Below are 12,909 nucleotides of genomic sequence, written 5' to 3'. Positions count from 1 at the left end.
TTTAATTCTTCATCTATAAAGTCCAATTACATCCCTCCATTCTTCACTATCGTCAACTATTTCCATTTTCACACGTTCCAGCTTAGTGATTCAAGAAATTGATATATATCCTCATGCAGCTGCTCTTTTTCCGGTCCCAATGTAATGACATGCGTCGACTCTTTATAGAACTCGATTATTTTATCTGACGACGCTGTGTTATTAAAGATGATCTTGGCGGAATTCACGTCAATCACTTCATCATTGCTTGATTGGACAACGAAAAGAGGTGCTTTGATGGATGGAAGCTGTTCCCAACGGAATCGACGAGCGTCGTTAATTCGCTTAAGGAAGGCATTGTTTGCCCACGCAATGCGTCCACTTCTTCTTCGATTTCCTGTTTGGATTTTCCTTCATATCGTTTGTATTCTGAAGCGTATTTTAACACGCCTTCATACATTTTATCCGTGTGTTTAATCGACATCGGGGCACACATCGTTACAATACCCTTAACTTTCATTTTAACCCCTATTTTCAATGAAAATACTCCACCAAGTGATAATCCACAAACTGCGATTTCTTTGTATCCAGCGTCGATTAATTGCTGGTATCCAGCTTCAACGTCTTCCCACCATTCGTCGGGACCTGTTTTAATAAGTTCCTCAGGTGGGACGCCGTGCCCGCGGTAATGCGGCGCGAGTGATGTATAGCCTTTCTTTTCAAGGAAACGGCCTAACATTCTGACGTCTGCTGATGTGCCTGTGAAGCCGTGTAATAAGAGTACCGCTCGTTTCCCATGTTCAAAAAAGAATGGTTTCGGTTGTGCAATTCTCATGTCGTTCATCCTTTCACTTGCTGACAAAAAAGCGTATGTATTTTATTATTCCCATGCATTATGGAAAAAAACGCCCGACCATACGGGTGGCCAGGCGTTTGTTTATATGCTCTATTGAGTTTCAAATCGGAATTTCCAATCAGACTTTTACGATGGCAAGTGCCAAAATGAAAAATAAAATTGAAAGGATAATTGTCACTCTTTGGAGTATCAAGTCCAATCCACGTGCTTTTTGTTTACCAAAAAGCTGTTCAGCACCACCGGAGATGGCTCCAGATAGACCTGCACTTTTTCCAGATTGCAATAATACAACAACGATTAACGCCAATGATACGATTACTAGTAATGTCATTAACAAAGCATGCACTTTGTTCCACCTCCTGCATCGAACATAACAATACTTATATTCTATCAAATACTTTAAATTGTTACAACAAGTTTTGAATGTACAGTGTTGATTAAAAAACTTACAGCCGGCTAGTGCCGGCTGTTTTGATGATTTATTTTTTTAGGTTATAGAATGTTTTTGCGCCAAGGTAGACGGATGTTTCGTCCAATTGGTCTTCGATGCGAAGCAATTGGTTGTATTTTGCAACGCGGTCTGTACGTGACGGTGCGCCTGTTTTGATTTGGCCAGCGTTTGTTGCTACCGCGATGTCAGCGATTGTTGTGTCTTCTGATTCACCTGAACGGTGGGAGATGACTGCTGTGTATCCTGCGCGTTTTGCCATTTCGATTGCGTCGAATGTTTCTGTCAGTGTACCGATTTGGTTCACTTTGATAAGAATTGAGTTGCCGACGCCTTCTTCGATACCGCGTTCCAATTTCTCAGTGTTTGTAACGAATAGATCGTCTCCGACTAACTGAACCTTTTTGCCAAGACGTTCTGTCAATAGCTTGTGGCCTGCCCAGTCGTTTTCATCAAGACCGTCTTCAATTGAAACGATTGGGTATTTATTGCAAAGCTCTTCGTACCAGTCAACCATTTGCTCCGAAGTTTTTGTGATGCCTTCGCCTGCCAAGTTGTATGTGTTTGCTTCTTTATCGTAGAACTCGGAAGATGCAACGTCCATAGCAAGCAAGATTTCTTCTCCTGCTTTGTAGCCCGCATTTTCAATCGCTTCCATGATTGTTGAAAGTGCTTCTTCGTTTGACGCCAAGTTCGGAGCGAATCCACCTTCGTCACCAACAGCTGTGTTAAGTCCTTTTGACTTTAGAACGTCTTTTAGGCTGTGGAAGATTTCAGCTCCATGCGAATTCCGTGACGGAATGATTCTGCGCCTACTGGCATGATCATGAATTCTTGGATGTCGACGTTGTTGTCGGCATGCTCGCCGCCGTTAAGGATGTTCATCATTGGTACAGGCAATTGCTTCGCATTGACGCCGCCAAGGTATTGGTAGAGTGGAAGGTCCAAGTAATCCGCTGCAGCATGTGCTACTGCCATTGAAACACCAAGGATTGCGTTAGCACCAAGCTTACCTTTGTTTTTTGTTCCGTCTAATTCGATTAGAGCTTTGTCGATGACGACTTGGTCTAATACGGAGTAGTTGTCGACGATTTCCTCAGCGATAACTTCGTTTACGTGGTCGACTGCGCGTAAAACGCCTTTTCCAAGGTAGCGGGATACGTCGCCGTCACGTAGTTCGACTGCTTCGTATTCGCCTGTGGAGGCGCCTGAAGGGACGATTGCACGGCCGAATGCACCGCTCTCTGTGAATACTTCGACTTCAACTGTTGGGTTTCCGCGTGAATCAAGTACTTCTCTTGCTTGGATGTGGGTAATGATAGGCATTACAATCTCTCCCTTTTATTAAAATAATGGTGTTCCGGACATTTCTTTTGGTTGTTCGATACCTAATAGTTTTAACATTGTCGGGGCGAGGTCGGCGAGGATGCCGCCTTCTCGCAATTGTATATCATCTTTTGTGATGATGACAGGAACAGGGTTTGTTGTATGTGCGGTCATTGGTTTTCCTTCGAGTGTTAGCACTTCGTCGGAATTTCCGTGATCCGCTGTGATGATTGCTGTACCGCCCTTTAGCATGAGTGCATCGATGATTTGACCTAAGCATACGTCGACTGTTTCGATTGCTTTTATCGTTGGTTCAAGCATACCGCTATGGCCGACCATGTCGGGATTTGCGAAGTTAAGGATGATGGCATCCTGGCGCTCTTCTCCAATTTCCTTTAGCAAAGCTTCGGTTACTTCAATTGCGCTCATTTCAGGTTTCAAATCATAGGTCGCTACTTTCGGGCTTGCGATTAAGATCCTCGTTTCGCCTTCAAATTCTTCTTCTCTACCGCCACTCATGAAAAATGTAACATGTGGATATTTTTCAGTTTCGGCGATTCGAAGCTGGCGTAGTCCGTTGCTTGAAATGACTTCACCAATTGTATTATCCAAGTTTTGGCTGCCGAAGACAATATCGGCTTGTACATCTTCACTATAATGAGTGAATGTTACGAACTTCAAGTTATCGTAGTTTTTCGGTCCTGTATGGAATCCATCGAATTTCGGATCCGTAAAAGCGCGGGATAATTGGATTGCGCGATCCGGTCTGAAGTTAAAGAATACGACCGCATCCCCATCTTCGATCTTCGCAATCGGTTTGCCGTCCTTTTCGATGATAAACGGCTTCACGAATTCATCATACACTTCTTCCTCATAGGATGAAAGGATACCAGCAGTGGCTGATGCAAAGGCATCCCCTTGCCCGTCTACCAATGCGCGGTAAGTTAGGTCCACGCGGTCCCATCTTTTATCTCGATCCATCGCGTAATAGCGACCGGAAACGGTTGCGATCTTACCGATTCCAAGACCTTCCATCACTTTTTCGGTCTGCTCTACGTAACCTGCAGCGGTTCGTTGACCGACATCCCTTCCATCAAGGAATGCATGAACATATACCTTTTTAGTCCGTTCAACTTTGCGAGTCGAAGGAGGGCGAAAAGATGTTCATAATGACTATGTACCCCGCCGTCAGAGAGTAGGCCCATCAAATGCAGGGAAGAGCCTTGTTTTTTCGCGTGCTCCACAGCTTCAAGAAGGGCTGTGTTTGTCATAAAATCCCCGTCTTTGATGGATTTGTTAATACGCGTCAAGCTTTGATAGACAATCCGGCCGGCACCAATATTCAAGTGACCTACTTCCGAATTACCCATCTGTCCATCCGGAAGGCCTACAGCTTCTCCACATGCGGTTAATGTCGAATGTGGATAGTTATTCCAAAGGATGTCGAAATTCGGTGTGTTCGCTTGTGCAACCGCATTGCCGAATTTCTCATCCCTTAACCCAAATCCATCCAGGATGATCAATGCGACCGGTGCTTTATTCATTAGCTGCCAGCTCAACTAATTTTAGAAATGAATCTGCGACGAGGCTTGCCCCGCCGACAAGTGCTCCGTCAATATGTTCCATGGACAGGAGCTCGGCAATGTTTTCTGGTTTCACACTTCCACCGTATTGGATGCGGACTGCAGCTGCAGTGCTTTCATCATAAAGCTTGCTGATCTCTTGGCGGATTTCTTTACAAACTTCATTCGCATCTTCAGAAGTCGCCGTCTTTCCAGTGCCAATCGCCCAAATCGGTTCGTAAGCGATGATCGCCGCTTTTGCCTGATCTGCACTGATGCCGTTGAACGCTTTTTCCACTTGGGATGAAACGCGTTCAACTGTTTTGCCTTCTTCGCGTTCTTCAAGGCTTTCACCTACGCAGACGATAGGCGTCAATTGATGTGCAAATGCAGCATGCACTTTCTTATTGACGGATTCATCTGTTTCATTGAAATACTGACGACGCTCAGAATGGCCAAGGATGACGTATTCAACATTCATATCCGCAAGCATGCTTGGACTAACTTCACCCGTGAATGCACCTTCTTCGACGTCGTGCATCGTTTGGGCACCGATTTTTAGTGACGTGCCTTCGGATTCATTCACAAGCTCCGACAAATATGGCGAGGGTGGACAAATTACCATTTCGACCTTGGCAGTGATCGGTAAACGCCCTTTTACTTCCGCAATGAAAGCTTTTGCTTCGCCCATTTTTTTATACATTTTCCAGTTTCCCGCAATGATTCGTTTACGCAACGTTAACCCCTCCAATCATTTATCTAACAAAACAGTTACGCCAGGCAGTTCTTTACCTTCCATGAACTCAAGAGAAGCGCCGCCGCCTGTAGAGACGTGATCCATTTTATCCGCAACGTCGAATTTTTCAACAGCCGCAGCTGAATCGCCACCACCTATAACTGTATAGGCTTCTGTTTCAGCCATTGCCATTGCAACCTGCTTCGTGCCGTTTGCGAATGGAGCCATTTCAAATACACCCATCGGACCGTTCCAAATGATCAGTTTCGAGTTATTAATGACATCCGCATACATTTCCGCTGTTGCCGGACCAATATCAAGTCCCATCCAGCCTTCAGGGATTTCATTAATCTTAACCGTTTTTACACTTGCCGATTCAGAAAAAGTATCTGCAACTACCGCATCAACCGGCAAATAAAGCTTTACGTTTTTCTCTTTCGCTTTTTGAATGAATGACTGAGCGAGTTCGATTTTATCTTCCTCAACAAGTGAGTTTCCAGTCTCATATCCTTCAGCTTTCGTAAATGTGTAGGACAATCCTCCGCCAATCAATAAATTGTCGACGTTGTCTAAAAGGTTATCGATGACACCAATCTTATCCTTCACTTTCGCACCGCCGATAATTGCGGTGAACGGACGCTCTGGATTAGACAATGCTTTCCCAAGGACATCCAATTCTTTCTCCATTAGGAATCCGCTTACACCCGGGATGAATTCTGCAATCCCGGCAGTCGATGCATGCGCGCGATGGGCAGCTCCGAATGCGTCGTTGACGAATACATCAGCAAGTGCAGCAAATTGTTTCGCAAGTTCCGCGTCGTTCTTCTCTTCTCCGGCGTGGAATCGAACGTTTTCAAGAAGGAGGATCTCTCCGTTTTGCATTTCAGAAACTGCTTTTTCTACGTTTTCACCAATTGATTCATCAAGTTTTTTTACGTCTCTTTGAAGGAGTTCAGCCAATCGTTCACCTGCTGCAGTAAGTCGTAGTTCATCTTTCACTTCGCCTTTCGGTCTACCAAGATGACTAGCGAGTATCACTTTTGCTCCTTTTTCTGTCATGTATTCGATTGTCGGTATTGCTGCACGGATTCTTGTGTCGTCCGATACGTTTCCATTTTCCATCGGCACGTTGAAGTCCACACGGCAAAATACACGTTTTCCGTTCAGGTCGATATCCTTGATTGTTTGTTTAGCTTTCATAAAACCTGCACACCTCCAAGAATTAAAGCGAAGGAAATTGGGAGTTAGTTGAAACCCCTTTATTTTCCAACGTATTTATACAAAAAAAGGAACGGGGTTTCTCCGTTCCTCCTACCCATCACTATTATAATGGGTTGCCACTATAATGGCTATGTTTTATATACCTTTGTTGTACATATATAGGGCTAAATCGATGCATCGGGCTGAATAGCCGGATTCATTGTCATACCATGAAATGATTTTCACCATATTATTGTCCAACACCATCGTTGACAAGCCATCAACTGTAGAAGAAGCTGTGTTGCCGTTGTAGTCGCGTGAGACTAATGGGATTTCATTATAGAACAAGATGTCCTTCAGTTCATTTTCTGATGCGTTCTTCAATGCAGCATTCACATCTTCAACTGTCACTTCTTTTGAAAGTTCAGTGACAAAGTCGACGAGTGAAACGTTCGGAGTTGGTACACGGACAGCCATGCCGTCCAATTTTCCTTTTAGTTCTGGAATGACTTTGGTTACGGCTGATGCAGCGCCAGTCGTCGTCGGGATCATTGATTCTCCTGCTGCACGAGCGCGGCGGTAGTCGGAATGCGGTAAATCCAAAATGTTTTGGTCGTTTGTATACGAGTGCACTGTTGTCATCATGCCTCGTTTGATACCGAATTTGTCGTTAAGCACTTTTACGACAGGTGCAAGGCAGTTTGTAGTACAAGATGCATTTGAAACGACTTTATCTTGAGTTGCATCATACGAATCTTCATTGACACCCATAACGAGTGTTTTGACGTCGCCTTTTGCAGGTGCGGATAAGATAACCTTTTTAGCGCCCGCTTCGATATGTTTCATGAGACCTTTTTCGTCTCTAAACACGCCTGTTGATTCGATGACGATATCGATACCCAAATCGCCCCATGGCAATTGCGCTGGGTCTTTTTCAGCGTACACTTTAATCTTTTTCCCGTTGACGACAAGGTGATTGTCTTCGGATCCAACCTCAGCATCAAAAATTCCATGGACTGAATCGTATTTTAATAAATGCGCCAACATCGGAGCATCCGTTAAATCATTGACAGCGACTACCTCAATTTCTTCATTTTTCTGTGCTTCCCTGAAAACAAGTCTCCCAATACGGCCGAATCCATTGATCGCTATTTTTAACGTCATTTCCATTACCTCCAGATAGGTTTATTGTTTATCTTCCAGTTTCTCCAAAATCGCATGTGCCGCCCCTTCATCCGTCACCAAAATCGTTTGGCGGGGAGCGCTTTCCATATAAGATAAAATCGCATCGGCTTTGCTTACTCCACCTGCAACGGCAATGATCAGCGGAACCTGTTCAAGCTGTTCTGTTTGTATGCCGACTGTTCGGATACGGTGGACAACTTCCCCGTTTTCATCGAAATAATAGCCGAACGCTTCGCCCTTCGCCTCTTTTTCTCGGATCAGTTGCTTTTCATTCTCAGGCGTATTGCGTAATTCCGCCATTCGTTCTGCATCGCCAATTCCATGCAAGACACAATCTGTTTGCGCGTATTGCTCCATCATTTGAATGACAGATGGTTCACGTTTGAAAATTTCATGCGCTTCTTGGCTAAGGGATTCAGGATAATAAAATGTGCTATATGTTCCTCCGCTCGCCTCGGCGAAAGATGCAGCAATGACATTCGCCTGCAGCCCGATATCATCTCCAACTCCGCCCCTCGCGGCGATAAAATGAAGCTGTTCAGGATTATCAATTGAGTGGATATGTTGCGGAATTGCTGCAACCGAGCTTCCACCTGTAACAGCGATGACTTTACCATTTTCAATCTTTTGCATGAAAACGGTTGCCGCTTCTTTCCCAATCAAGCTTTTCACCGTCGGATTCACATCACAATTTCCGGGACGATTTGTACACTGCGAATTTTAAGGAGAGCACTCAATTTGCTGGCAATCAAGCTTTGCCCCGTCCATTCCTCAATACTTGGCGCAAGAAGTTCAAGGACCTTGGATCCCTCATATGTGATTGTGGCCCCTTCTTTCGCAATTCGAATGAGCTCCTCGTTTCGTAATGCCTCCATTAAGTTTCTGCATTCTCGCTCGGAAATATCCGCTTGAATGCTTAATGGTCTTCTGCCAATCGGACCGGAAACCCCGATGAACTTCAAAAGCCTGTATCTTTGGTGAAGAATCTCCATCATTTCCGGCACAAGCTTTCGTTGTGCCTCGAGTAAATTCGGGTTCAAGGAAAGCCCTTCTTTCTATAAGGGACAAAATACGCCCACCTGTTCTATAATTGTCCCACCTAATATAAAAAAATATAATTCATACTCTTATTCTATACCTCTTTGTATTGCAATTCAAACATAAATGCCTCAAAAAAGGTCAATTAAATCGGCATAGCCAATTTGCCCATACAATAGAACTTCGCCGTCCTTTTCGATGACAGGAATCATGAGCATATATTTTTCATGGCTTACATCGTCTGATTCGATGTTTACCGTGGACCATGTCAGTGGAAAGTCTTCTTGGACAAGCTTCATCATTGCTTCGGCATCATCGCATAGATGACATCCCGGTTTTGTGTAAAATGTTACGTGCATGTTGTCCCACCTCAAGTTGTTTTTTCTTAAGTATAAGGGAAAAAGGATGTTCTGCAAAAGATTTGCAGAACATCCTTGTGGATTCTTGCCGAATATCTGGTGTTTTCAACTTGTCTCCAATTTTATCGGTCATTTCCCGGGGTTTATCGATCATTTCCCAAGAGTTATTGATCAATTCGGTTGAATTATTGATTATTTCCAGTATTTATCGATCATTTCCCGAGTTTTATGGTCATTTTGTGACCTTGGAACTATTCCAACAAAGACTTTCTAACGTCACCAGCTTCTACCGCCGCCGCCGCCACCACCGGATCCACCTCCGCCGGTAAAGCCGCCTCCGCCACCGAAGCCACCGCCGCCTCCGAATCCTCCTCCGCCCCCAAAGGAGCCAGGGAAAAAGATCATACCGCGTCCTCTTCCTCTTCTGCCACCCGATCCGCCACCACGACCACCACGACCTCCACGGCCACCGCCGCCTATAAAACGGAACAGCAGATAAATGACGATGAAAATAATTATTGGCGTCGGGATGCCAAAGCCATCGCCGCCTTGACCGGCGAGAGTATTCACTTCGGCAACTTCCCCATTCCAACCATATTCAGCTGCGATTTCATTGTAATAGGATTTGTATGCTTCCATAATAGCTAAATCGGGTTGTTCGTTCCTCAAATACGGTACTGCCACTTCATCCATGATCCTTCCGACTTTCCCGTCTGGCAGTGCGCCCTCGAGGCCATAGCCGACACTCAACTCAAAGTGCCGATCCCCAGATGAATTCGGTCTCGTCGTGACAACAAGCAAAGCACCATTGTCTTCGCCTTGTTTTCCAAGTCCATACGCTCGCAACGCATCGACTGCATATTGCTCAACCGGATCGTCACCTATACTTGGGATTGTGAGGACCGCCAATTCCGCTCCCGTCGCCTGTTCCAAGTTTTTCCCGAGTCGGTTCAGCTCTTCTTTTTGTTCATTCGATAAAATTCGGGCATGGTCTTGGATGAAATAGTCGAATTTATTCCAAGCGGGGATTTCGGCTGCCGACACCCCGAATGGTATGCACATGAATAGTAAACATGCGACCGTGAGCGATCGAACGATTTTCCGAATCACTATTTCCCATCTCCAAAGTCTACTTTAGGTGCTTCTTTTGCAGCCTCATTCGCTTGGAAATACTCTTTTCATCGAACCCAAAAATCGAAGCGACTAATTTCCCCGGAAACCTTTTCACTTGTCGATTGAATTGGGAAACGACGTCATTATAATCTTTCCTCGCGACACCAATCCGGTTCTCGGTGCCAGCCAACTCATCCATGAGCTGGGTGAAGTTTTGATTCGCCTTCAAATCCGGATAATTTTCCACTACAACCAATAGACGTCCTAATGCATTGGATAATTCGGTATCCGCGGCCGCCTGTTCTGCAGGTCCAGTTGCACCCGATAATTTCGCGCGCGCATCGGATATTTCTGCAATTACTTCTTTTTCATGGCTTGCGTACCCTTTCACGGTGCTTACCAAATTCGGAATTAGGTCAAGCCGGCGTTGCAATTGGTTTTCGACTTGCGCATACGACGCATCAACATCTTCCTCCAAATTTACAAATTTGTTGTAACTTGGTACAAACACAATACCAAGTATTACAAGAAGAACAATAATGATAGTAAGTGGTCCTAATAGTTTTTTCATTCATTCTCACTCCTATTCTGAATACTAACGGATACCCTTTGGGAAACACGATTCAAACTTGAGTCCGTATTCTATTTATCGTATGTCGCCGAAAAGGTTTCAAACATTTTGGAATAAATTAAAAAACCGACTCCATATAAAGAAGTCGGTTTTCAAAGCAATACTTATTTTTTCAAGTCTTTCATGTCGCTGCGTGTGATAATATGGTCAATCAAACCATATTCTTTCGCACGTTCAGCAGTCATGAAATTATCACGATCTGTGTCTTTCGCAATAACGTCAACTGGCTGGCCAGTACGCTCGGAAAGAATCGTATTCAATTTCTCACGTAGGAAAAGAATGCGTTTTGCAGCAATTTCAATTTCAGTTGCCTGACCTTGTGCACCGCCAAGTGGTTGGTGAATCATCACTTCTGCATTAGGAAGCGCATAACGTTTTCCTTTTGTTCCTGCAGTTAATAGGAAAGATCCCATTGATGCAGCCATACCGATACAAATTGTTTGAATGTCCGGTTTGATGAATTGCATTGTGTCATAGATTGCCATACCAGCAGTAATGCTTCCGCCTGGGCTATTAATGTAAATGGAAACGTCTTTTTCAGGATCTTCCGCTTCAAGGAATAGCAATTGCGCAACAATCGAGTTGGCAACATTATCATCGATTGCGCTGCCCAACATGATAATCCGGTCTTTCAATAGACGAGAATAAATATCATAAGCACGTTCGCCCCGATTTGTTTGTTCGATGACTGTAGGTATTAGATTCATGGTATTTCCTCCTTTTAGGTGGTTCAAATTTGTCGACCTGCTGAAACCATTTGTTTCAACTGTACACCTATCATACATATTATGGTCAATTAAGGTCAAATATAACGCATTTAATTTTACTATTGCATTCTTATGGCTTTATTTGTATAATGAGTGTTGTCTGTTACCATCAGACTCTATATTTCGTCCTCGTGGTGCAATGGATAGCACGCAAGCCTCCGAAGCTTGAAATGTGGGTTCGACTCCCGCCGAGGGCATATAAGCTGTATAAAGAAGCCTGTAAACATTCATGTTTACGGCTTTTTTTTATTCAAAGCAATTTGTACTCTTGTTTACGTTTAGCTCTGGGCACTAGATGCTCGGGTCATAATCAAATCTACTACGTAGCAAAAACCGCCATTCCGTATCTTCGTCTTATACCTGAGGCCGGCAGGATGCCGGTCATGCAGTCGTTGCCGCAGGACGCGGCGTACGTAGACTGCAAACCTTTGCTAAGTTAGTACCCTCGGCTAATGGATGTTAATTCTCTTTTTCAACAAGCAAAGCGAGTGTGCTGATTGCTTGCTCTTCATCCACACCATCCGCCATTAGCGTTACTGAAACACCTTTTGCAATCGCAAGGCTCATGACACCCATAATGCTTTTTGCATTTACTTGGCGATCGTCTTTTTTCAAAAACACGTCTGATAAAAACTTATTCGCTTCCTGGACAAATAATGCAGCTTGTCTTGCCTGCAAGCCAGTTTTCAGCTTCACTTCTACTGTTTTTTCTGCCATACTTATTCGTCTCCTTTCCTACCTCGTCTAGTTCTTAACGAAGTGCAATTCCGCCACTTCGAAGGTTTTCTGCAATCTCTTCTATTTTTCTCAATCGATGATTCACGCCGGATTTACTGACGGTTCCGCCGGTCACCATTTCACCAAGCTCTTTTAACGTTATATCCTGATGTTCAATCCGTAGCTGGGCGATTTCCTGCAAACGATCGGGTAATTGATCTAATCCAATCGTATTTTGGATAAATTTGATATTCTCGACTTGCCTTTGCGCAGCGCTGATTGTTTTATTCATATTCGCTGTTTCACAATTCACGAGTCGGTTAACGCTATTTCGCATATCCCTTATGATCCGCACATCTTCGAATTTCATCAATGAAACATGTGCGCCGACTATGCCAAGGAAGTCAGATATTTTTTCCGCTTCTTTTAAATATGCGATATAACCTTTTTTTCGTTCAATCGACTTTGCATTTAGCATCGATTTATTCATCAACTCAACCAAGGCCTCACTATGTTCCTTGTAAAACGAGAATATTTCCAAATGATACGAAGACGTCTCGGGATTATTGACTGATCCCCCAGCCAAAAATGCGCCCCTTAAATAAGACCTCTCACAGCATTCATCTTTCACCAATTCCGGTACAATCTCATTTTTGAATTGAAACGTTCCTGTTAATATATATAAGTCCTCCAATAAATGCTTAGCGCCGTCACGGATCCTACATATGTAGACGTTATTCTTTTTCAAACGCATTTTCTTGCGGACCAATAATTCAACTTTATATGGGTAAAGACGTTTTATGTTGGAATATAGCCTTCTTGCGATTGCAGCATTTTCCGTCTGAACATCCAAGCTTAATTGTTTATTCGAGAAAGAAACTGCTCCGTTCATCCTTATAAAGGCGGCTATTTCTGATTTTACACAGCAATCATCTGATTCTATATTGGTTAATTCCTTTTTACTTCTGATGCAAAAGACATGACTGTCCCCC

The 12,909-nt window shown here is 44.0% G+C and carries 10 protein-coding genes, 1 tRNA gene and 5 pseudogenes; 1 reads left to right on the top strand and 15 read right to left on the bottom strand.

The window, feature by feature from the left end; all coding sequences use genetic code 11:
• Positions 1–68: 68 nt before the first annotated feature.
• From QNH10_RS08065 to clpP, 13 genes and pseudogenes are all read right to left on the bottom strand, one after another.
• Positions 69–814: pseudogene (locus QNH10_RS08065) on the bottom strand (alpha/beta hydrolase).
• Positions 815–953: 139 nt separating this feature from the next.
• Complete coding sequence (gene secG, locus QNH10_RS08060) at positions 954–1,181, bottom strand: preprotein translocase subunit SecG (protein ID WP_283734175.1); 228 nt, start codon at positions 1,179–1,181, stop codon at positions 954–956.
• Between the two features lie 133 nt (positions 1,182–1,314).
• Positions 1,315–2,609: pseudogene (eno, locus tag QNH10_RS08055) on the bottom strand (phosphopyruvate hydratase).
• Between the two features lie 18 nt (positions 2,610–2,627).
• Positions 2,628–4,153: pseudogene (gene gpmI, locus QNH10_RS08050) on the bottom strand (2,3-bisphosphoglycerate-independent phosphoglycerate mutase).
• Entirely contained in the window at positions 4,146–4,907 is a 762-nt protein-coding gene (gene tpiA / locus QNH10_RS08045; protein WP_283734174.1) for a triose-phosphate isomerase, read from the bottom strand. Before tpiA ends, gpmI begins: the two are co-directional and overlap by 8 nt.
• Positions 4,908–4,922: 15 nt before the next feature.
• Positions 4,923–6,107: a phosphoglycerate kinase gene (locus QNH10_RS08040; RefSeq protein WP_283734173.1), complete on the bottom strand. Its 1,185-nt coding sequence runs from the start codon at positions 6,105–6,107 to the stop codon at positions 4,923–4,925.
• Positions 6,108–6,263: 156 nt separating this feature from the next.
• Positions 6,264–7,271 (bottom strand): type I glyceraldehyde-3-phosphate dehydrogenase, encoded by a 1,008-nt coding sequence (gene gap / locus QNH10_RS08035; RefSeq protein ID WP_283734172.1) that lies wholly within the window; start codon positions 7,269–7,271, stop codon positions 6,264–6,266.
• 21 nt (positions 7,272–7,292) lie between these two features.
• Positions 7,293–7,964, bottom strand: a complete 672-nt coding sequence (locus QNH10_RS08030) for a sugar-binding transcriptional regulator (protein WP_283734171.1) — start codon at positions 7,962–7,964, stop codon at positions 7,293–7,295.
• 8 nt (positions 7,965–7,972) lie between these two features.
• Positions 7,973–8,332, bottom strand: coding sequence for a hypothetical protein (locus tag QNH10_RS08025; RefSeq protein ID WP_283734170.1), 360 nt, complete (start codon positions 8,330–8,332; stop codon positions 7,973–7,975).
• A gap of 129 nt (positions 8,333–8,461) precedes the next feature.
• A complete protein-coding gene (locus QNH10_RS08020) occupies positions 8,462–8,689 on the bottom strand; it encodes a glutaredoxin family protein (protein ID WP_283734169.1) in 228 nt (75 codons plus the stop codon).
• Between the two features lie 276 nt (positions 8,690–8,965).
• Entirely contained in the window at positions 8,966–9,799 is an 834-nt protein-coding gene (locus tag QNH10_RS08015) for a TPM domain-containing protein (protein WP_283734168.1), read from the bottom strand.
• Positions 9,799–10,373 (bottom strand): annotated as a pseudogene (locus QNH10_RS08010) (LemA family protein). The gene QNH10_RS08015 and the pseudogene QNH10_RS08010 overlap by 1 nt, the downstream one beginning before the upstream one ends.
• Before the next feature lie 164 nt (positions 10,374–10,537).
• Entirely contained in the window at positions 10,538–11,140 is a 603-nt protein-coding gene (clpP, locus tag QNH10_RS08005; protein WP_283734167.1) for an ATP-dependent Clp endopeptidase proteolytic subunit ClpP, read from the bottom strand.
• A 185-nt stretch (positions 11,141–11,325) separates the two neighbouring features.
• Here clpP and QNH10_RS08000 point away from each other — a divergent pair.
• Positions 11,326–11,397: transfer RNA gene (locus tag QNH10_RS08000), tRNA-Arg, on the top strand.
• A 262-nt stretch (positions 11,398–11,659) separates the two neighbouring features.
• Here the strand turns inward: QNH10_RS08000 and QNH10_RS07995 are convergent.
• Entirely contained in the window at positions 11,660–11,917 is a 258-nt protein-coding gene (locus QNH10_RS07995) for an HPr family phosphocarrier protein (RefSeq protein ID WP_283734166.1), read from the bottom strand.
• 34 nt (positions 11,918–11,951) lie between these two features.
• A pseudogene (gene whiA / locus QNH10_RS07990) lies at positions 11,952–12,898 on the bottom strand (DNA-binding protein WhiA).
• Positions 12,899–12,909 lie beyond the last annotated feature (11 nt).

Source organism: Sporosarcina thermotolerans, assembly GCF_030067815.1.
Lineage (GTDB): Bacteria > Bacillota > Bacilli > Bacillales_A > Planococcaceae > Sporosarcina > Sporosarcina thermotolerans.
This window is presented reverse-complemented; position numbering and strand designations above follow the sequence as displayed.

Coding starts and splice junctions, on each gene's coding strand:
- QNH10_RS07995 (WP_283734166.1), bottom strand. CDS start 11,917: ATGGCAGAAAAAACAGTAGAAGTGAAGCTGAAAACTGGCTTGCAGGCA.
- QNH10_RS08020 (WP_283734169.1), bottom strand. CDS start 8,689: ATGCACGTAACATTTTACACAAAACCGGGATGTCATCTATGCGATGAT.
- clpP (WP_283734167.1), bottom strand. CDS start 11,140: ATGAATCTAATACCTACAGTCATCGAACAAACAAATCGGGGCGAACGT.
- gap (WP_283734172.1), bottom strand. CDS start 7,271: ATGACGTTAAAAATAGCGATCAATGGATTCGGCCGTATTGGGAGACTT.
- QNH10_RS08040 (WP_283734173.1), bottom strand. CDS start 6,107: ATGAAAGCTAAACAAACAATCAAGGATATCGACCTGAACGGAAAACGT.